Source organism: Kitasatospora sp. NPDC059599 (assembly GCF_042735125.1).
Lineage (GTDB): Bacteria > Actinomycetota > Actinomycetes > Streptomycetales > Streptomycetaceae > Kitasatospora.
The window spans coordinates 122851-141248 of the sequence record NZ_JBHWCL010000003.1 but is presented as its reverse complement, the minus strand read 5'-3'; the positions used below and the strand labels follow the sequence as shown (position 1 = coordinate 141248).

Sequence of the window (18398 nt, the reverse complement as noted above, 5' to 3'; positions counted from 1 at the left end):
GGGCTGACCTCCCACGCAACCGTCCCTCTCCATGGTTCAGTTCGGGGTCAGAGGTTCGCGCACTGGCCCGTCCGGAGGCCGGTCACGGTGTTGGGGTGTCCGCCGTTGGTCGGCGGCGGGACGTTGCCGGAGCAGGAGAGCGAACCGAGGATGGTGTTGCCCTCGATCTCGGCGCGGTCGTCCTCGGGGAAGGGGCCGGTACCGGTCGTGCCCTGCACCTGGACCGAGCCGCCGATGTGGTTGGCGATGAGTTCGGCGCCGCTGTGGTTGTCGGCCAGTGACACCAGGCCGGTGATCCGGTTGCCCACGCAACCGTCGTCGCCCGGGTCCCCGATCACCACGAAGCCGGTGGCGTGGGAGACGGCGACCGAACCGGTGATCGTGCTGCCGCAGACTCCGAGCCGGGTGCCGTTGGAGGACAGGATGCTGCCCTTGATTGTGGAGTTGCTGACGAACAGCGAGCCACCGGAGGCACCTTGCACCGTGCCGCTGACCGTGGCATCGACGATGCAGGTGCTGCCGCTGCCCGCGACCACCGTGCCCGCGACGGACCCGGTGACGGTCCGGGTGCAGCCGACCGTCTGCGTGACGGACTCCAGCGGGCCCGCCAGGTAGTTGCCGTCGCCGCTGTACTGGGCCGTGACGGTGTGCGTTCCGGGGAGCAGGTCGGCCCAGCCGAACTGGGTCTGGGCGCAGTTGGTGCCACCGCCCGGCGACAGTGTTCCGGTGCCGAGCGGCGTGCCGCCGTCGCGGAAGGTCACCGTTCCGCTGGGCGGGGCCGCCGGGTCGGCGCTCCCGCCGGCGGGGCAGACCGTGTCGGTGAAGGTGACGTTCTGGCCGGCTGTCGACGGGCCGGAGGACACCAGGGTCGTGGTGACCGGCGCCTGGTCGACCGTCTGGACGAGCGTCGTGGCGGTACTGGACGCGAAGTCACCGTTGCCCCCGTAGACGGCGTCCACGGTGTGCGGGCCCGGGCTCAGGGTGGCGATGGCGGCCGAGGTCGCCTGCCCGGTCGTGGTGTCCACCGGTACCGGTCCGCCGAGCGGGCTGCCGTCGACCCGGAAGCTCACCGTGCCGCCGTCGGGTACGGGCGCGACCGTCGCGGTGAAGGTCACCGGCTGGCCGTACACCGAGGGGTTGGCGGAGGAGGCGGACGTGGTCGTGGTGGTCTGCGGGACGGTCGTGAAGAACATCGCGTGGATCGGCGGCGCCGGCAGGGGCGGGGTCGCCCCGTTGTCGTTGCCGGGGAATGCGCCGTAGAAGCGGTTGCCGACGGCTCTGAGGACCTGGTAGTCGCCGAGGACGCGCTGGTACGCGGTGCCGTCGTTGGTGAAGTCCGACTGGAACGTCCTCAGGACCTGGTCGGTGAAGGTGACGCCGTGGTCGACGCTCCTGGCGAGATGCGCGGCGAAGGTCGGGAAGCCGTTGCCGTTCATGCCCTCGTAGGTGGTGTACAGGACACCGACCGTGCCGTCGTCGAGCACCGCGACCGAGGGGAGCGCCGCGTTGGTCGAGGTGGAGACGTTGTACTCCGTCCCGACGGTGAGGCTGCCGTGGCCGTCGTCGGTGAGCCGTCGCATCCTGATCTGGTTGTTGCCCGAGACGTCCGCGCCGTAGGCCACGTACACGTCGCCGTTGGACGGGTCGACGGCGGCGTGGTCGATGCCGCCGAGCAGCGCGTTGACCGTGCCGAACTTATACGTGACGCCCTGGTGGGTGTCGGCGGTGGCCACAGCGAGGCCCTGCCCCGTCGGGCCCAGCGGCCAGGTCGCCCCGCCGTCGGTCGACCGGTTGATCCGGTAGGTGATGTTCTGCGGGTCGCCGAGGGTCCCGGGAGTGGTCTGGGTCTGGAAGAGGGCGTAGACCGCGCCGTTCCTCGGGTCGGTCGCAAGACGGATGGCCCCGCTGGTGTTGGTGTCGGTGACGACGGGGCCCGGCGACTGGTCCTGGGTGATGTTCACCGGGCGGGCGTTGTAGGAGACCGCGACGCGAGCCTCTGCGGGCGTGCTGCGGAGGTCCTCGTACGAGACGTAGACGTCGTCCTGGTCCGCGTGGTCCCGGTCGCGGTTCACCCGCAGCCAGGGCTGGTCGGCGAAGACCCGGTTGCCGCTGGTGATCTGGGTGCCGGTGGTGGCGTCGGGTCGCCAGGCCCAGGAGGCGGGGCTGGTCGGGTCGCCGGTCGAGCCGGTGACCACTCTGGCGCCGGTGCAGCCGTTCATGGTGGTGTTGAGCGTGCAGGTGAGGAAGGCGCCGTAGAGCGTTCCGTCGCGGCCGAAGTCGATGCTCTGGTCGGCCGGTGCGAGGGCGCCGGCGTCGGCGAGGCCGGGCGGTGGGGGGATGGACGCGTAGTTGGTCCAGGTGCTGCCACCGTCGACGGAGTAGAGCAGATCGGCGGCGGTGCCGCCGTTCCACGTCGTGTCGAACCGGGTGATGGCGATCCGGTTCGGATGGGAGGGGTCGACCGTGATGGAGGGCTCCCTGCCACCGGTGCTCATGGCCGATCCGGTCGCGTCGACGACGGTCAACGGCGCGAGGGTCACCGCCCGGTTCGACCGCGCTGCAGCCGGGGCGTCGCCCGCCCGGGCCTGGGCAGGTAGGAGCGCGAGCGACGCCGAGGCCAGACAGAGCGAGACGCCGGTGGCCAGGACGCGGCGTGGGATTCCCTGCGGGATTCTCTCAGGTGACACGAATGGGTTCCTTTCATCGGATCAGCAGACTTGATGTCAGGGTTCCGACAAGTGAGGTGGCGAGAATCCCTACGACTCCGAGTCCCACTCGCGCGGAGGCACGCAAGGGCGACGCATGCGGTTCGCGGTGCGTGGAACCGCGGCCGACACCCCGGGCGGGTCGAGCAGCTACCTGTGCTGCGAGTGGCAGGGATCAGTCCTCGGCGTCGGTGAACCAGGGAAGTCGTCGGGGGTACGTATCCGAGTGACGCGCCCCGGGGCGGGCCGCTCTGGTACTCCTGGGGGACAGGACAGGTCCGCTCTCGTCTGGAGTCGTCGATGGCCGTTCGCCGTGTCGTGCCCAACATCCGGTCGCAGGCCGTGCAGGAGAGCCGGGAGTTCTACGGCCTGCTGGGCTTCGAGGAGGTCATGAACCACGGCTGGATCATGACGCTCGCCTCCCCGTCCAGCCCGGCGGCGCAGATCAGCGTCATGGCCGAGGACAGGACCGCGCCGGTCGTCCCCGACCTGAGCGTCGAGGTGGACGACGTGGACGCGGCCTACGCGGCCGTGCGGGAGAGCGGTGCGGAGATCGTCCACCCCTTGCAGGACGAGGAGTGGGGCGTGCGGCGGTTCTTCGTCCGCGACCCCAGCGGACGGGTGGTCAACGTGCTGGGCCACCGCTGACGGGCCCTCCCACGCGGGGGCCCTTCCACGCGGGGGCTCGCCCATGCGCCCGGCGGACGGGGGCCTCCCGCGTGCCCGGCGGACGGGCCGGGCGAGGCCGGTCGTCGGGTGGGACAGGGTGGGCCGCACCTCGACGGGATCACAGGTCCAGCTCGACCACCACGGGCCGGTGGTCCGAGATCGGCATCCTGGGCGCCCGCACCGAAACCGGCTGGTGCGCGCCGAGTCCGGCGGCGAGGACGTGGTCGAGCTGCACCAGTGGGCGGTGCGACGGAAAGGTGCGGACGCGGGCCAGCCGGCGCCAGCCGTCCCCCGGGGGCGGGACGGCGGACCGGGGCGTCGCGGGCCTCGACGAGGGGAGGAGCCCGGCTGCGCCGAGGGTGGCCACGGGAACGGCGCCGACGATGTTGAAGTCGCCCAGCAGGAGGTGCGGCCGGGGCAGGTCGGCCATCCAGCCCTGTACGGCGAGGAGTTGGCGCACGTTCCAGCCCGGGACGAAGGACAGGTGCAGCGCCACCGCCGTGAACGGGCCGCGCGGCCCCCGCAGGACGGCGGCCAGAGCCACGCGCGGATGGTCGCGGATCACCGTGAGGCCCGCCCGCCCGGCCACCGGCAGCGGCACGGCGACCGGAGGCGCGCCGAACCGCCGGGCCCGCCAGCTCAGGACCGGCAGCCTGGACAGCAGCGCGATGCCGTGCGAGGGAGCCCCTCCGTCGTGCCCCGTGCCCGGCGGGCCGTACACCCGCATGCCTGGTTCGGACCGGTCGCGGACCCAGCTCCGGCCCGGCACCGCACGGGCGTGGAACGCCGAGGCGTAGCGCCAGTCCACGGCGCCGGTCGCCTCGGCGAGGTCCCGGGCCTGGTCCACCCGGCCCGACCGCTGCTGGAAGCGGTCGAGCTCCTGCAATGCCACCACGTCGGCGTCCAGGGACGCGACGGCGTCGACGAGCGGGTGCACGGTGACGGTGTCGGAGGCCGGCGTCGCCTGGCGGCCGTCGTCCGGGAGCTGCCGCCCGTGCAGGACGTTGAAGGTCGCAAGGCGTACCGGGGCGGAGCCGATCATGGTTGGACGGTACAACAGCGGGCCGGGCCGTGAGGGTTGGAGGGTGCACCGGCTCGCTCGTCCCGGCAACTGCCCCGACCGGCCCGGCCGACCAGGCTGGTCCGGCCGGGTCAGGCTGGTCCGCCCGGCCCGGCCGGCACTGCCGGCACGGCAAACTGCTCCGACCGGCCCGGCAACTGCTCCGACCGGTGCGGCCGGTGGATCCGAACCGGCGGCCCCGCTCAGCCCCGCAGGACCGCGCTGAGCACCGACGGGCGGAACAGCAGGGTGGGCGGTTCCACCAGGGACATCACCTCGTGGAAGGCCGCGGTGACCAGCGGGTCGCGGGTGGCGCCGGTCAGCACCTTGTCCAGGAATCGGTGCTGGAGCTTGAGCAGGGTGCCGGACGGTGCGCCCGTGGTGGAGGCGAAGCGGGCGTCCTCGGAGCTGGACATCACCCACGGGTTCTTGGACGCCGCGGCGACGGCACGCCGTGCGTCCCGGGCCGCGGCGTGGCCGATCCCGCCGTGGCGCAGCGCGGTGCGGCGCAGTGCCTGGGCGCAGAACAGGGCGACGGTGACCCCCTGGCCGTACACCGGGTTGAAGGTGCTGGCGGCGTCGCCGACGACCACCAGCCCGTCCGGGGAACTGCGTTCGTAGTGCCGCCGCACGCCCGGGCCGGGGATGAAGCCGCGCACCTCGCCCGCCGGCTCGGCGTTCCGCAGTGCCTCGCGGAGCAGCGGGTCGCGCAGTCCGGTCAGGTGCTTGGTGAAGCCCTCCTCGCCCGGCTCCGGTTCGGCGCCGCGCATCCCGGCGAGGCTGACGATCCAGCGGTCGCCCTCGACCGGGAGCAGGACGCCCATCCGGGGCGCGTCCGGGGCCTTGGTCTGCAGGTAGACCGCCTGGCCGCCGAGGTCGACGCCGGCCGGGCGGTGGAACAGACGGGAGGTGTAGGCGACGCCCGCGTCGACCCGCTCCTCGGGCACCGGGCGGCAGCCCAGTTCCGTCAGCCACGTCGGAACCGAGGTCGAGCGGCCCGCCGCGTCCACCACCAACTCGGCGTGGACGTCGCGGACGTCACCGCGCTCCGGGCCCCGCTCGCGGACCTTCACCCCGGTCACCGCCGCGGCCGAGCCGAGCAGGCCGACCACGTCGGTGCCCTCCAGGAACTGGATCGTGGACTCGGTGCGGACCCGCTCCAGGACGAGCTGGTCCAACACCGGGCGCGTGCACGAGAGGAAGGCCATCCGTGCCGGGTACTCCGCCATCCACCCGGCGGAGCTGAGCCACTTGACCTCCGAGGTGGTCACCCGCAGCGCGCCCGCGGCCATCAGTTCCTGCTTGATCCCGGGCATCATCTCCTCGAGCGCCCGGTGCCCGGCCTCCAGCACCAGGTGCGCGTGCCGGCCCTGCGGCACCCCCGCCCGGAACGCGGCCTCCGCCGGGTAGTGGTCCCGCTCCACCACGACGATCCGCTCGGCGTGGCCGCGCAGCGCCCAGGCCGCCACCAGGCCGGCCAGCCCGCCGCCGATCACCACCGCCGTGCCCCGCCCGGGGGCCCTCTCCGAAGAAGTCATGACACGTAGCGTAGTGGCGCGGGCGGAGCCGCGTAATTGCTTCACCTGGACGAACGCCGGGCACCCCGGGCGCTGTTGACGTCCGGTCGAGGTCGAGGTCGATGCTGAGGTCGAGGGCTGTGGTCGGCCTCGCGGGGGGGGGGGGGGCGCGTCCGGCGCGGTCCGGTGACCGCCGGGCACCGGAGCCGGTCGCTAAGGAAGCGTCAAGAACGCCGCCCGGCGGCGTCAAGGAGGCGTCAGGGGCGCCGTGCGGCGGATGTCGCGGCACTAGCGTCGCGCGGCGGAAGAGAGAACGGCAGAGAGAAACGGTTCTGCGTTCGGGTCCGTCCGGTGCGCGCCCGGTCCATCCGGTGTGCCCGGACCGTCCGGTGTCCGGACGTCCCGGCAGACCGTGCCACGGGGGAAAGGGACGTGCGGTCATGACGACCTCCACGGAGCGCAGGACGGCCACTTCGCAGGAACAGGCCCCGGAGGTGGCGTCGGAGGGGGCGGACCCCGCTCCGCGCGGCGCTCCGGCCCGTTCCGGCGGTTTCGGCGGCCTCGGCCGCCGCCTCCGGACGGTCGGCAGCCGTGCGCACTGGACCACCCCGCGCCTGGTGCGCGGCCTCACCGCGCTGAGCCTGGCCACCCTGCTCGGCCTGGGCGCCACCGCCACCGTCGTGCTCGCCGGGGCCCGCGACGGCACCGACGCCATCGGCCACCGGGCCGCCCCACAGGCCACCCGCGCCGCCGACCTCTACTTCGCGCTCAGCGACATGGACGCCCAGGCCGCCGACCTGCTCCTGGTAGGCGCCGACCCCGACTACACGACGTTGCGCAAGCAGACCCTGGACACCTACGAGCAGCGCCGCGCCCAGGCCGACGACGACCTCCAGCAGGCCGCCCGCGCGGCAGCCGACGACCCGGCCGGACAACGTGCCGTCCGACTGGTGCTCGACCGGCTCGGCAGCTACGAGGCCCTGGTGGCCCGGGCGCAGCTGCTGGAGGACCAGGCCGGGGCGCCCGCCGGCCAACCCTCGCCGGCCGCACTGGAGGCCTACCGGCAGGCCACCGACCTGCTGCGCCAGCAACTGCTGCCCGCGGCCGACCGCGTCACCGTCGCCAACGACGCCTCCGTCGAACGCGTCTACCAGCAGCAGCGCGATGCCCTGGGCAGCGGCTGGTGGTGGCTGCTCGCCGTCGGCCTGGTCACCCTCTCCGCGCTGCTGGGGCTCCAGCGGGCCCTGGCGCTGCGATTCCGCCGGGTGGTCAACCCGGCGCTGGCCGCCGTCACGCTGCTGACCGGCGTGGCGCTGGTGATCGGGCTGAACCTGACGGGCCGGGCCGAGGACCACCTGGTGACCGCCAAGAGCAACGCCTACGACTCGGTGGCAGCGCTCAGCCGGGCCCGCGCCGTCGCGTTCGACATGAACGCCGACGAGAGCCGCTACCTCATCGACCCGGCCCGCGCCGCCGCGTACGAGCAGACCTTCGTCGAGCAGACCCAGGCGATCGCCCGCATCGAGGGCGCGACCCTGGCGGACTACAACACCCGGCTGGCCGATGCCGCCGCGCGGCACCGCGCCGACCACGCGGTGATCCCCTTCGGCGGCTACCTCGGCAGCGAACTGCACAACATCACCTTCCCCGGCGAGCGGGACGCCGCCGAGCACGTGCTGGACACCTTCCAGCAGTACCAGCTGACCGACCGCAAGATCCGCGAGCTGCGCGCGGCGGGGAAGGTCAAGGAAGCCGTCACGCTCGACACCGGGCTCTCGAAGGGGCAGTCCAACTACGACTTCGAGCAGTTGGGCAACGCGATCGGGGACACCATCGCGATCAACTCCGGAGCGATGGACCGGGCGGTCGCCGAGACCGACGGCGACTTGGACGGCACCACGGCGGCCCTGGCGGCGGGCGCGCTGGCGGTGGCGCTCGCCCTGACCGCGATCGGGGTGCGGCCCCGGCTGCGCGAGTACCGGTAGTCCGGACGCCCGCCCCGGTGTCTGCTGGACGTCCGGACGCCGGGCTGCCGGCCCCGTGCCGACCGTCGCGGATCCTCACCGGCCGGTGACAACTCGGCCTCGTTCCAACGACGTTCGGTGGTGGCGCCGGTGTCGCCGGGCAGCCTTCCCACCCGACGAGGGAGGAGATCCGGGTGGTGCGGGCGGTCGTACGGATCGTGGTGGCGGCGGTGGCGATCGGCCTGCTGCTGGGCGGAGGGGTGAGCGTGCTGCTGTTCGCCTTCACCGACTGGTTCGACCCGTTCGGGCAGTGGGTGCACGAGCACGGGTTCCTGGTGTGGCGGTCCGGCCGGCCCTGACCGGTCGTGCCGGGCTCCCGGGCTCCCGGGCTCCCAGGCTCCCGGGGCCGGTCGGCCGGAACGGGAAGCGGTCGGCCGGCCGGGGGTGCGGGGGCCGGTGGCCGCGGGGGCGGGCTCGACCGGGTGGGCTGCGTCGGGAGAGCCCCGCGGGGAGGGGTGCGCGGGGGAGGGAATCGCCGGGAGGGGCGCGCGGAGGCGGCCTCACTCAGGTGCCGGATTGACAAACACCCTTGCCGTACCGGCACATGGCAGACATGGTCGACGAAGAGTTCGAGAACGTCCTCACCACGGTGGGCCTCCGGCTGCGGGCCCTGCGGCGGGAGCGCGGCACCACGCTCGCCAAACTGGCCGCCGCGACCGGCATCTCGCTCAGCACCCTGTCCCGGCTGGAGTCCGGACAGCGCAAGCCGACCCTGGAGCTGTTGCTGCCGCTGGCCCGGGAGTACCGGGTGCCGCTGGACGAGTTGGTCGGGGCCCCGGCCACCGGAGATCCGAGGATCCACCCGCGCCCGGTGACCAGGAACGGTCAGACGATCATTCCGCTCACCCGTCACCTGGGCGGGATGCACGCGTTCAAGCACATCGTGCCGCCCGGCCAGAACACCGAGCCCGAGCCGGAACTGAAGGTCCACGAGGGCTACGAGTGGTTGTACGTGCTGTCCGGCCGGCTGCGGCTGGTGCTCGGCTCCCGCGACCTGGTGCTGACGGCCGGTGAGGCCGCCGAGTTCGACACCCGCACCCCGCACGCGTTCGGTAACGCGGGGTCGCAGCCGGTGGAGTTCCTCAGCCTCTTCGGGCCGCAGGGAGAGCGCATGCACGTCAGGGCGCGCCCGGGAACCTCTGTTCGGTAGGTTCGTTCCTGACAGGGGGTCTTCGTGGTGACTCCCGTCGGGCCGTCGGGAGGGGCCGAGGAAATGAGTGTGCAGCAGAGCGCGGAGTCCGGCGAGAGCGGCGGAGCCGGGGAGCGCGACCGGGCCGGGGACGGCCGGGCAGGCCCGGGTGCGGGCGCGGGCCCGGCGACGGCTCCGAACGCGGCCCCCGGCCCGGGCCCGGTCACGCCCCCCGGTCAGGCCCCCGGTCCGGCCCCGGGGCCGGTCGCGGGGGAGGAACCGGACAAGGGGACGAAGCAGCCCCGGAAGAAGCGCCCGTTCTGGCAGGAGCTGCCGATCCTGCTGGTGATCGCCCTGCTGCTCTCGCTCGGGATCAAGACCTTCTTCGTGCAGGCCTTCTCCATTCCCTCCGGCTCGATGGAGCAGACCCTGGCCATCGGCGACCGGGTGCTGGTGGACAAGCTCACCCCGTGGTTCGGCGCGAAGCCCGAGCGCGGGGAGGTGGTGGTCTTCCGCGACCCGGGCGGCTGGCTGGAGGGCGCGCCGACGTCCTACGGCGACTCCTTCACGGGTTCCGTCCAGAGGGCGCTGAGCACCGTCGGCCTGATGCCCTCGGCGGACGAGAAGGACCTGATCAAGCGGGTGATCGCGGTCGGCGGGGACACCGTGCAGTGCGACGCGGGCGGCCCGGTGAAGGTGAACGGCGTCGCGCTGGACGAGCCGTACCTGTTCCCCGGTTCGACGCCGTGCGACAACGACCCGGTCGGCACCATCACCGTGCCCAAGGGCAAGCTCTGGGTGATGGGCGACCACCGCAACAACTCGCGGGACTCCCGCTGGCACCACAACGTGACCGGGGACGGCTTCGTGCCGGTGGACAACGTGGTCGGCCGGGCCTTCGTGGTGGCGTGGCCGCTGTCGGACTGGTCCACCCTGCCGGTGCCGGACACCTTCGACAAGGTGCCGGCCGGGGCGGCCGGAGCCCCGGTCGAGGCCCCGCCGGCGCCGGCGGCGCTCGCGCTGGCCGGGGTCGTGCCGGTGGCGCTGTGGCGGCGTCGACGGGCTGCCCGCAAGGGACGCTGAGCCCGCGCCGGAACGGTCCGGCCCGAAGCGGCCGGACCCGGTGTGACCCGGTGTGACCCGGTGTGACCCGGTGGGACCGTCCTGGCCCGGTCCATCCATCCTGATCCGTCCTGACCCGATCCGACCTGATCCGACCCGACCCGACCCCGACCCGATCCGGCCCTGCCACGGCCGGATCGGGTCGATCGGCTTCGGCGGAACCCCTCCCGCCGTTCTCTACACGCCTGTAGAGTCCAGGAGGTGTGCTGCACCCCGGTCGCGACGGCCGCCCCGCACCGGGTGACCGCCGCGGCCGAGGCCGGGTCGGGAGGCGGAGCCGTGATGGAGAGTCAGTGCGGTCCCCGGAGCGCCGGGGAGACCGCGGACCGGGACGGCCGTGAGGGCCCGGTCGACGGGGAGTGCCGGGACGGCCGTGAGGGCCACGAGGTCCGGCACGGCCAGGAGCGCCACGAGGTCCGGGACGGCCACGAGGTCGTGGACGCCCGGGAGCCCCGGGACGGCCGGGTGGACCCGGCGGCGCACGACGTCCGGTGGGTGTACCAGCCGGTGGAGGTGGACCTCGGCGACGGCAGCTGGGCACTCGGCCGGATCAGCGGCTGGTGGCAGGACGCGGCCGGACGGCGCTGGTGCCGCCTGCGGGTCGGCCGCAGCGGTCGGCCCGCGTGCTGGGAACGGTTCGACCCGGCACGGGTGTTGCTGCTGCCGGTGTCGGGGATGTGAGCGTTCGGGCCGGGGATTGTGGCGGAACCGTTCGGGACGCCCGGTCGTCCCTGGGAGCGACCGCCGACAGGCCACTTCACGGACCGAGGACGACGTGAGTTCGGAGATCTACTTCAGCAACAACTACCGCGACCTGTGCGAGCAGCACGGCACCGGCGCGGGCTTCCAGTTCGAGTTCTACTGCTACCGCTGCTCGGACACCTGGCGTTCACCGTTCGAGGCGTTCCGGACCGGTCAGGTGGCCGGATGGATAGGCAAGGGCGTCAGCGCGGCCTGGAACCTCATCGGCGGCAGCGCCAACACCATCAGCAACGCCGCCGACGGCCTGGCCGGCCACACCTGGGGCACCTCGCGGGACGAGGCCTTCCAGCGCGCGATCGCCAACGCCCAGACGCACTTCAACCGCTGCGCCCGGTGCACCCACTACGTCTGCGGCCGCTGCTTCGACCCGGCGCAGGGCCTCTGCTTCAACTGTGCGCCGGACACCGCGGCCGAGGCGCAGGCGGCGCAGCACCGAGGCCTCAACGACGCGGTCACCGACCGTGCGTACAAGGCCGGTCAGCAGTCCGGTGCCGGGTTCGACGTCAACACGCCGCGTCAGCTGGTCTGCCCGCAGTGCCAGACCGAGACGCACGGCACGCCGTTCTGTCCGGGCTGCGGCTTCCGCCTGGCGCAGCCCGTCCAGTGCACGGGCTGCCACCGGGACGTCCCGGACGGTGCCGCGTTCTGCCCGTCCTGCGGGGCGAGACGCTGACGCGGTCGAGGGTGCGGGTGGCGGGGCGTTCCCGGGGCCGGTCGGTCCGGGTGCGCCCCGCCGTCGTGTGACGGGCCCCGCCGTCGGGTGACGGGCGGGCCGTGTGCGCGGGGTGGGCCCGCGGGCTCAGCCGTACGAGACGTTGGCGCAGGGGTCGTCGTCCGCCGAGCGGGCGGTGCCGCTGACGCTGGTGGGCAGCGGCGCCGGGGTGGCGCCCGCGGCGGCGGTCGCCGGGTTGGCGGCGGCGAAGTCGTGGCCGAGGACGACGCTGATGCCGCGGCTGCCGGGCTGGACGCTCGCGCCCGGGAACAGCTTGGCGACCGCCTCGGCCGAACCGCGCTCGCCGGTGCCGTACTCGACGACGGTGGTGGCGCGGGCCTTGCCGGTCGCGTTGCCGACGGTGGTGACGGTGTACCCGGCGCCCTTGACGGCTTCCGCGGCCTTGCCGCCGAGCCCGGCCTCGCCGGTGCCGTTGAGCACGGAGACCTTGATCTCGGCGGCCTTGGCGTCCGGGGTGGCGGTCGGGGTGGGCGTGGCCTCGGCGGCGGGGGTGGAGCCGCCGGCGGGTGCGCTCGCGTCCTGGCCGTCGATGGTGCGGTCGGCCTTGAGGGCGGCCCACAGCTGGTCCACGTCGGGGTGGACCAGGGCGACCCGCGGTCCTTCGTAGCGCCACGGCGTGGTCAGGAACTTCACGTCGTGCAGGTCCACGTCCTTGAGGGACATGGTGAAGTCGAGCAGCTTGGCGGCCGAGCCGAGGTCGGGGTCGACGGTCAGCGACTTGGTGGCCGCGTCGGCGAGCGGCAGCAGGGTGGTCGGGTCCATGCCGCGGGATTTGACCTGCTTGATGAGGGAGGACAGGAAGGCCTGCTGGCGCTTGGTGCGGCCGATGTCGGAGCCGTCGCCGATGCCGTGGCGGACCCGGACGTAGTCGAGCGCGGCCTGGCCCTCGACCTTCTGCTTGCCCTTGGCGAAGATCAGTTTGCCCTTGTGGCCCAGGTTGGGGTTGAGGTCGCCCTCGTGGATGTCGTTCGGCAGGCAGACCTCGACGCCGCCGACCGCCTTGGTCATCGAGGCGAAGCCGTTGAAGTCCACCACGATGGTGTGGTCGACGCGCAGGTTGGTGAGCTTCTCGACGGCGTTCTGGGTGCAGGCCGGGTTGCCCTGCTCGGTGTCGCCCACCGAGAAGGCGCTGTTGAACATCACGTTGGTCTGTTCCTTGGTCCACTTGCCGTTGGGCAGCTTGCACGACGGGATCGTGACCAGGGAGTCGCGGGGGATCGAGATGCCGACGGCGTGCTTGTGGTCGGCGTAGACGTGCAGCAGGATCGCGGTGTCCGACCGGGCGCCGCCGTCCCCGCCGCCGCCGAGGTCGCTGTTGCCGTTGCCGCGGCTGTCCGAGCCGATCAGCAGGACGTTCACGGGGGTGCGGCCCTGGGCGTCGGGGGCCGCGGCGTCCGGACGGTCCTTGCTGACGGCGTCGCGGTCGAAGGTGGAGAGGTTGCTGTTCAGGCGGTAGTAGAGGGCGCCGCCGCCGAGGAGCACGAGCGCGGTGCAGCCGGCGGTCACCCAGAGGACCTTCTCCTTGGTGCTGCGCTTGGGCTTCTTCTTCGCCCGGCCCGCCGGGCGGCCGTCCGCTATGTCTGCTGTGTCCTTCTCGCCCCGGTTCGGAGCGGCGCTTCGGCCCGCCGCCCGGCGTCCGCCCGCCCGGCGCGGCGAAATTTCGGCGTCAGGGGAACCCTTGCGGCCAGGCACGTCGTCATCCTCCACAGTTGCCACGGAACCCCCGTCGGAGCGGTGGGCTTGCGTGGCTCGGGGCCGGAGCCGATCCGGGCGGGGCCCGTCGCTAAACTTTTACACCGCTGTAGAACTTCAGTGGAGCATACTAGGCGCGGATGAGAAAACCACCTGGTCAGACCATGAGAATTGGCTGACCGGGCTCGCCCGCGCAGCCCCGAACCCGTACGAGGAGCACGATGACTCACCGGATCGCACGTTCGATAGCCGGCGCCCTGGTGGCACTGCTGGCCGCCGTCGGCCTGACCGCCGCGGCGTCGAGCGCGACGGCGGTGGCCGCACCCCGAACCGTCGCGGCCGCCGCGCCCGCCCCCGCCGCCCCGGCCGCGGGCGCCGCCGCCCAGGGCACCCGGTCGGTCGCCTCGTCCGTCGCCCCGTCGAGCGCCGACGCCGCGCACCTCGCGGCCAAGGACGACAAGAAGAAGAAGGGCTTCTTCGCCAAGCTGGGCAAGTTCCTGCTGGTCGTGATCATCCTGATCGTGCTGTTCTTCGCGCTCCTGATCTTCGGGATCATCTACGCCGCGAAGCGGATCTTCGGCCGCCGCAAGTAGGCGGACGGGCCCGTCGACCCCGGGTGGCGGGAGCCGTCGGGCGCGGGCGACCCTCACGCCGGCCGCGCGTACGACGACCACCGCGCGTACGACGACCACCGCGCGGCACCGACTTCGGAGCCGCGCGGTGGTCTGTTTCCGGACGCCCGTAGGGCCGGGTCAGCCGGTCCTCGGAATGTCCCGGCACTCCTGCTGTTGTTCCACGTCGTCGGCGAATTCGGCCCACCAGCGGCTGCAGCATTTCGCCATGTAGGCGATGCGGGCCTTGTTGTGGGCCGGTAGCGATCTGATGAGATTGGCGCGCTTCTCCTGGCTGATGGCGTGGAAGCTGAGCCAGCGGAGCAGGAACCTGCCGCTGCCGGTCAGGCGCAGCGACGGGTCCTTCTGCAGGCTGGTCAGGTCGGAGACGTAGGACCCGTCCATCGGGTCGGGGCCGGTGGCGGGGGCCGCGGTCCGGTCGAGCGGTCCGGCCGCAGCGCCGGTGGTCGGGCGCGAGCCGGGTAGGAACCTGGCCGGGAGGGGGCCCTCGCCGCGGCCGAGGCGGTTGCGGACGTCCCGGGCGGTCCCCACGGAGATCCCGGCGCGCTTGGCGATCTCGCGCAGGCTCAGGTGCGGCTCGGCGCTGATGATCTCGCCGGCGCGCAGCCGGCCGGCCGAGCTGTTCAGGGGGCGGACCCGTCCGTCGCGACCGATCCTGGCCTGGTCCTCGGGCCGGTGGTCGGGTCGCGAGCGGGCTCGGATCCGGGCGACGGTGGGGGCGCTGAGGCCGGTCATCCGGGCGATCGCCCGGTCCGACCAGCTGCCGCCGGAGGCGAGGATGCGGGTGGCGGCGGACTCGCGGTCGGAGAGGGAGAGCGGCAGTCCGTGGGTCACGTTCAGCTGGACGGCGCGGATGAACGCCTCCAACTCGGTGCCGTCGAAGTACTTGACGGGTACCTCGGAGTCACCGCGGGACTGGGCCACCCTCAGCCGGTGCATCCCGTCGATGACCCGCATCGATCCGCGGTGCACCAGGATCGGCGGGAGGGCGGCGTCGGATTCGGCCAGGAGTCGGATGTGGTCGGGGTCCTCGCCGTCGAGTCGGGGGGAGTCGGCCGGCCGGAGCCGGTCGATCCGGACGGTCTCCACCGTCATGTTCCAGGAACGGCGAGCGATCAGTACGGCACTGTCTGTCGTGGGGGTCGAACGCCCTTCGCTGAGCAATTTCACCTTCACAGGACGAGTGGAAACCGCAGGGGACGTTAATCGGTGGTTTATTCTGCTCGAATGCCGGCCGTAAGTCGGTTGGGGCGACCTGCGGCAAAAGTGAGGCAACTTCCGGGGCCTCCGGGCGTGATTCACCTCCTTATCGGAGCGTATTTGGGGGGCATAGACATGTCAAGAGAGATCGACGCCGGGCGGCGCCGGACGTGATTTGCGCCGGTGGGCGGCGTCGGCGGGGAGTGACGACGGATACCCAGCAAATTTCGCCGCCAAACCGGCATGATCCGGCAGGTCGAGTTCGGGCGAATCGCGCGGGTTGCGCGGGCCCGGAGATATCACGGGAAGATCTCGGCGTGTTGGGGGAATAAAATGCGAATGGTTGCCCGGGTCGATCAGGGCCGGTCGGCCGCGTCGCCGCCCGGGGAGGCCTCCTGGTGGAACACGCAGCCGACCCACCCGCCCGCGGCCTCCTTGATCACTCCGACCTGCGGGTCGGTGCTCGCCCGCAGGTAGCAGCCGCCGTACCCGTCCGAGCCGGTGACCGACGGGTCGGTGACGAACACCCCCCAGTTCACGTGGAACGCCCGCTCGCCGCCGTCCGCCGTCGGGAACACGTCGGGGACCGGCGCCACCCGCCGCTGCAGGACGTACGGCCCGCCGACCGCCCGTCGGATGCGGTCGAGCCACTCCGCGGGCGGGACGGTCCAGCCGGGCACGACGCCGATGCCGCTGTGGGAGAGCACCGGCTTGAGGACGAGGTCCCGTTGCTCGGCCCGGGCGTAGGCCTCCACGTCGCCCGTCGAGCCGTCCGGCAGGCGGACCCGCGGCCGCAGGAAGCGGGTCCACGGCAGGAGGCGGTCCAGGCAGGCGCGCTCGGCGGCGTCGAGGACGTCGAGGTGGCGGTCGTCGGACAGCAGGGCCAGAGCGCCCTTGTTGCCGTAGAGCTCGGCGTCCAGCCGGCTGATCAGCCGGACCGCGCCCGACTCGACGGTGCGCAGCAGCGGTTCCAGCAGGGCCTCGTCCTGCGGGGTGCGGACCTGTTCGATCAGGAACATCCGCAGCACGGCGTCCACCGGCCGGCCGTGGACCTCCAGCCGGCCCGAGTGCTCGACCAGCTCCCCCACGTGGCAGGGCACGGCCTCGATCCCCGCCTCGTCCAGGAGCGACGCGAAGACGTGCAGCCACAGCTCGTACGCGGCGAACCTCGTCGGCCAGTCGGCCAGCGCCACCACCGGTCGCTCGTGCGGCGGACCGCACTCGGCCCGGACGGTCGCGACGAGGTGCTGCACGGTGTCGACGTAGCCGAGCCCGTGGTCGGCGGCGAACCGGGCCAGTGCCGGGTGGCCGAGCAGGGCCCGGTTGAGCAGGGCGTTGTTCGCCCCGCCGAGGGCGCTGGAGATGTTCAGCTCCAGCAGTCGGAAGCCCTCGGCGGCGCGGAACAGGTCCGCGCGGGCCAGCCGTGTCGACGGCGGCCCGGACGCGGCGCGGCGGGCGAGCCGCGCCTGCGGGGCCGTCACGCCGAGGGCCTCGGCCAGGGCGCCCGGGTCACCGTCGAAGCTGCGCTCGGGCAGTTCGGTCAGCAGGCGGTGGACGGTGCCCAGGTCCTTCGCCAGCGCGGCCCGTTCGGTGGCGGAGAGGAAGAGCGGCGCGGGGAGGAACTGCCCGCGGTAGGTGATCCGCAGCAGCCGGTTCCGGTCGGCCTCCCGGGTCAGGTCCTCCGCCCGGACCCCCTCGCGGGCCAGGTGCTCGCGGTAGGCGCGGTCCAGGCCGGAGCGTCCGGGCGCGCCGAAGTGATCGATGTCCATTTCCCGTTTCCCCCGTCGGTGGTGCTCGTCTGCGGTCGGCGGCCGCTCAGGCCCGGCCGCCCTCCGTCAGGCTCGGCCGGGGCGGGGCGGGCGGTGCCGACCGGAGGGCCTCCGTCAGCCGGGACACCGTCGGCGCCTCGATCACGGTCCGGACGCTGATCGCCAGCCCGAAGACGCTCCGGATCCGGTTGACCAGCCGGAGCGCGTCCACGGACCTGCCGCTGAGGGCGAAGAAGCTCTCCTCGTCGTCGACCCGGTCCAGTTCGAGGACTTCGCACCAGATCCCGCGGACGAGCTCGGTGGTGGGGGCGGGCGTGGGGTGTGCGGGGCTCATGGCTTCGGTCTCCGTCGACAGGGCTTCGAGGGCAGGGCTTCGAGGGCAGGGCGTCGAAGGCGTGGGGCGCTGGGTCAGCAGAATTCGAGGAAGAACATGTCGCGGTGCCCTTCGACGGCCGGTGGGGCCGGCCGTACCGGCGACGCGGAGTGCAGGCAGGTGCGGTCGTCCAGGAAGATGAACTCGCCCGGCTCGGTCAGGGTGTGGGTGAGCACCGGCGTGCCGGAGTTGTCGTACAGGGTGCTGGACCCGCCGGAGACGCCCCGGCGCGCGACCAGCATCATGACGATGTGCTCCACGCCGTCCCGGTGGAGGCCCTCCGGGGTCGGGTTCCCGGGCTCCGTCCCGGACGCGGTGATCCGGTGCTGGTGGATGTTCACCCGGCGGATCGCGGGTGCCGGCCGGTCACCGGGCGCGGTCCGGGCGATGTGCCCGGCGAAGCGGTCCAGCAGCCGGCGGACCACGACGGTGTCCAGCAGCCCGGGGTCGACCGGTTCGAACCGGCGGACGACGCCGCCGTTCAGCCGGTTGATCGCCTTGCTCTGCAGAAAGCCCTCGTGGTCGAGCCGCCGGACCGCGCCGCCGTCGAGTTCGTGCGAGATCGTGGCGTATTTCCGGCGCCGATACGTCCCCCCGTCCCCCATGTGTGCGTCGAGTGGCAGATCCTCCCAGAACCGGCTGAATGCGGCCCAGTCGTCGGAATGCCAGAGCGGATCGTCGCGAACGTTGCCAACCGAAAAGACCGGCTCATCCATTCGGCCCAGACTCATCACGGGCCGAGGCGCTGTCAAGGGCCGTCGGATCGAGCGGCGGGGGTGCGGTGCACGCCGATGGAATTCGCGGGGGAATTCCCCTATGCTCGCCGTTTCCGCCCGCAGGTGAAGGGTGCCCGGCCGGTCCGGTCGGCAGCGGCACGGCAGTGGACCCGGACGGCGTGCGCGACCTCGTCCGTGCAACTGCCAGCGGCTGTCAGTTGTCCGCCCGCCGGTGGAAATGGGCCGGCCTTGACGAATGTCCGGGCCCTCGCCGTTACTTGCTTCCGGCCGATGC

Annotated in this window: 16 protein-coding genes; 8 read left to right on the top strand and 8 right to left on the bottom strand. The window is 72.9% G+C overall.

What is annotated here, in order from left to right:
- Nucleotides 1-47: 47 nt before the first annotated feature.
- Nucleotides 48-2687: an Ig-like domain-containing protein gene (locus tag ACFV04_RS02220; protein ID WP_380526212.1), complete on the bottom strand. Its 2640-nt coding sequence runs from the start codon at nt 2685-2687 to the stop codon at nt 48-50.
- A 318-nt stretch (nt 2688-3005) separates the two neighbouring features.
- Between ACFV04_RS02220 and ACFV04_RS02215 the strand changes: the two genes are divergently transcribed.
- Nucleotides 3006-3353 (top strand): VOC family protein, encoded by a 348-nt coding sequence (locus ACFV04_RS02215; protein ID WP_380339728.1) that lies wholly within the window; start codon nt 3006-3008, stop codon nt 3351-3353.
- A 139-nt stretch (nt 3354-3492) separates the two neighbouring features.
- Here ACFV04_RS02215 and ACFV04_RS02210 read toward each other — a convergent pair whose 3' ends face one another.
- Nucleotides 3493-4416 carry an endonuclease/exonuclease/phosphatase family protein gene (locus tag ACFV04_RS02210; protein WP_380526210.1) on the bottom strand — a complete coding sequence of 308 codons (924 nt, stop codon included), beginning with the start codon at nt 4414-4416 and terminating at the stop codon, nt 3493-3495.
- Between the two features lie 221 nt (nt 4417-4637).
- Nucleotides 4638-5972, bottom strand: a complete 1335-nt coding sequence (locus ACFV04_RS02205; protein WP_380526208.1) for an FAD-dependent monooxygenase — start codon at nt 5970-5972, stop codon at nt 4638-4640.
- Between the two features lie 419 nt (nt 5973-6391).
- Between ACFV04_RS02205 and ACFV04_RS02200 the strand changes: the two genes are divergently transcribed.
- From ACFV04_RS02200 to ACFV04_RS02175, 6 genes are all read left to right on the top strand, one after another.
- The gene (locus ACFV04_RS02200) at nt 6392-7936 is read left to right on the top strand and encodes a hypothetical protein (protein WP_380526206.1); all 1545 of its coding nucleotides are present in this window, start codon (nt 6392-6394) and stop codon (nt 7934-7936) included.
- Between the two features lie 173 nt (nt 7937-8109).
- A complete protein-coding gene (locus tag ACFV04_RS02195) occupies nt 8110-8274 on the top strand; it encodes a hypothetical protein (protein WP_360262590.1) in 165 nt (54 codons plus the stop codon).
- A gap of 254 nt (nt 8275-8528) precedes the next feature.
- Nucleotides 8529-9125, top strand: a complete 597-nt coding sequence (locus tag ACFV04_RS02190) for a helix-turn-helix domain-containing protein (RefSeq protein ID WP_380339913.1) — start codon at nt 8529-8531, stop codon at nt 9123-9125.
- A 63-nt stretch (nt 9126-9188) separates the two neighbouring features.
- Nucleotides 9189-10187, top strand: a complete 999-nt coding sequence (gene lepB / locus ACFV04_RS02185) for a signal peptidase I (RefSeq protein WP_380526204.1) — start codon at nt 9189-9191, stop codon at nt 10185-10187.
- A 240-nt stretch (nt 10188-10427) separates the two neighbouring features.
- Nucleotides 10428-10907 (top strand): hypothetical protein, encoded by a 480-nt coding sequence (locus ACFV04_RS02180; protein ID WP_380526202.1) that lies wholly within the window; start codon nt 10428-10430, stop codon nt 10905-10907.
- Between the two features lie 94 nt (nt 10908-11001).
- Entirely contained in the window at nt 11002-11661 is a 660-nt protein-coding gene (locus tag ACFV04_RS02175; RefSeq protein WP_380339746.1) for a zinc ribbon domain-containing protein, read from the top strand.
- Nucleotides 11662-11787: 126 nt separating this feature from the next.
- On the opposite strand, the gene ACFV04_RS02170 is transcribed toward ACFV04_RS02175, so the two are convergent.
- Nucleotides 11788-13413, bottom strand: a complete 1626-nt coding sequence (locus ACFV04_RS02170; protein ID WP_380339749.1) for an LCP family protein — start codon at nt 13411-13413, stop codon at nt 11788-11790.
- Nucleotides 13414-13634: 221 nt separating this feature from the next.
- Between ACFV04_RS02170 and ACFV04_RS02165 the strand changes: the two genes are divergently transcribed.
- Nucleotides 13635-14006 (top strand): hypothetical protein, encoded by a 372-nt coding sequence (locus tag ACFV04_RS02165; protein ID WP_380526200.1) that lies wholly within the window; start codon nt 13635-13637, stop codon nt 14004-14006.
- Between the two features lie 159 nt (nt 14007-14165).
- Here ACFV04_RS02165 and ACFV04_RS02160 read toward each other — a convergent pair whose 3' ends face one another.
- The 4 genes from ACFV04_RS02160 to ACFV04_RS02145 all read right to left on the bottom strand — a co-directional run bounded on the left by ACFV04_RS02160 (nt 14166) and on the right by ACFV04_RS02145 (nt 18103).
- Nucleotides 14166-15140 carry a ParB/RepB/Spo0J family partition protein gene (locus ACFV04_RS02160; protein ID WP_380339754.1) on the bottom strand — a complete coding sequence of 325 codons (975 nt, stop codon included), beginning with the start codon at nt 15138-15140 and terminating at the stop codon, nt 14166-14168.
- Nucleotides 15141-15601: 461 nt separating this feature from the next.
- On the bottom strand, nt 15602-17014 hold the full coding sequence (locus ACFV04_RS02155) for a hypothetical protein (RefSeq protein WP_380526199.1): 1413 nt from the start codon (nt 17012-17014) through the stop codon (nt 15602-15604).
- A gap of 46 nt (nt 17015-17060) precedes the next feature.
- Nucleotides 17061-17348, bottom strand: coding sequence for an acyl carrier protein (locus tag ACFV04_RS02150; RefSeq protein WP_360262598.1), 288 nt, complete (start codon nt 17346-17348; stop codon nt 17061-17063).
- Between the two features lie 74 nt (nt 17349-17422).
- The gene (locus ACFV04_RS02145) at nt 17423-18103 is read right to left on the bottom strand and encodes a 2OG-Fe dioxygenase family protein (RefSeq protein WP_380526197.1); all 681 of its coding nucleotides are present in this window, start codon (nt 18101-18103) and stop codon (nt 17423-17425) included.
- Between the last annotated feature and the right edge of the window lie 295 nt (nt 18104-18398).

Bases quoted from the DNA above. Each gene is read 5' to 3' on its own strand.
- ACFV04_RS02215 (WP_380339728.1), top strand. From the start codon at position 3,006: ATGGCCGTTCGCCGTGTCGTGCCCAACATCCGGTCGCAGGCCGTGCAG.
- ACFV04_RS02210 (WP_380526210.1), bottom strand. From the start codon at position 4,416: ATGATCGGCTCCGCCCCGGTACGCCTTGCGACCTTCAACGTCCTGCAC.
- ACFV04_RS02205 (WP_380526208.1), bottom strand. From the start codon at position 5,972: ATGACTTCTTCGGAGAGGGCCCCCGGGCGGGGCACGGCGGTGGTGATC.
- ACFV04_RS02200 (WP_380526206.1), top strand. From the start codon at position 6,392: ATGACGACCTCCACGGAGCGCAGGACGGCCACTTCGCAGGAACAGGCC.
- ACFV04_RS02190 (WP_380339913.1), top strand. From the start codon at position 8,529: ATGGTCGACGAAGAGTTCGAGAACGTCCTCACCACGGTGGGCCTCCGG.
- lepB (WP_380526204.1), top strand. From the start codon at position 9,189: ATGAGTGTGCAGCAGAGCGCGGAGTCCGGCGAGAGCGGCGGAGCCGGG.
- ACFV04_RS02165 (WP_380526200.1), top strand. From the start codon at position 13,635: ATGACTCACCGGATCGCACGTTCGATAGCCGGCGCCCTGGTGGCACTG.
- ACFV04_RS02160 (WP_380339754.1), bottom strand. From the start codon at position 15,140: ATGACGGTGGAGACCGTCCGGATCGACCGGCTCCGGCCGGCCGACTCC.
- ACFV04_RS02155 (WP_380526199.1), bottom strand. From the start codon at position 17,014: ATGGACATCGATCACTTCGGCGCGCCCGGACGCTCCGGCCTGGACCGC.
- ACFV04_RS02150 (WP_360262598.1), bottom strand. From the start codon at position 17,348: ATGAGCCCCGCACACCCCACGCCCGCCCCCACCACCGAGCTCGTCCGC.
- ACFV04_RS02145 (WP_380526197.1), bottom strand. From the start codon at position 18,103: ATGGATGAGCCGGTCTTTTCGGTTGGCAACGTTCGCGACGATCCGCTC.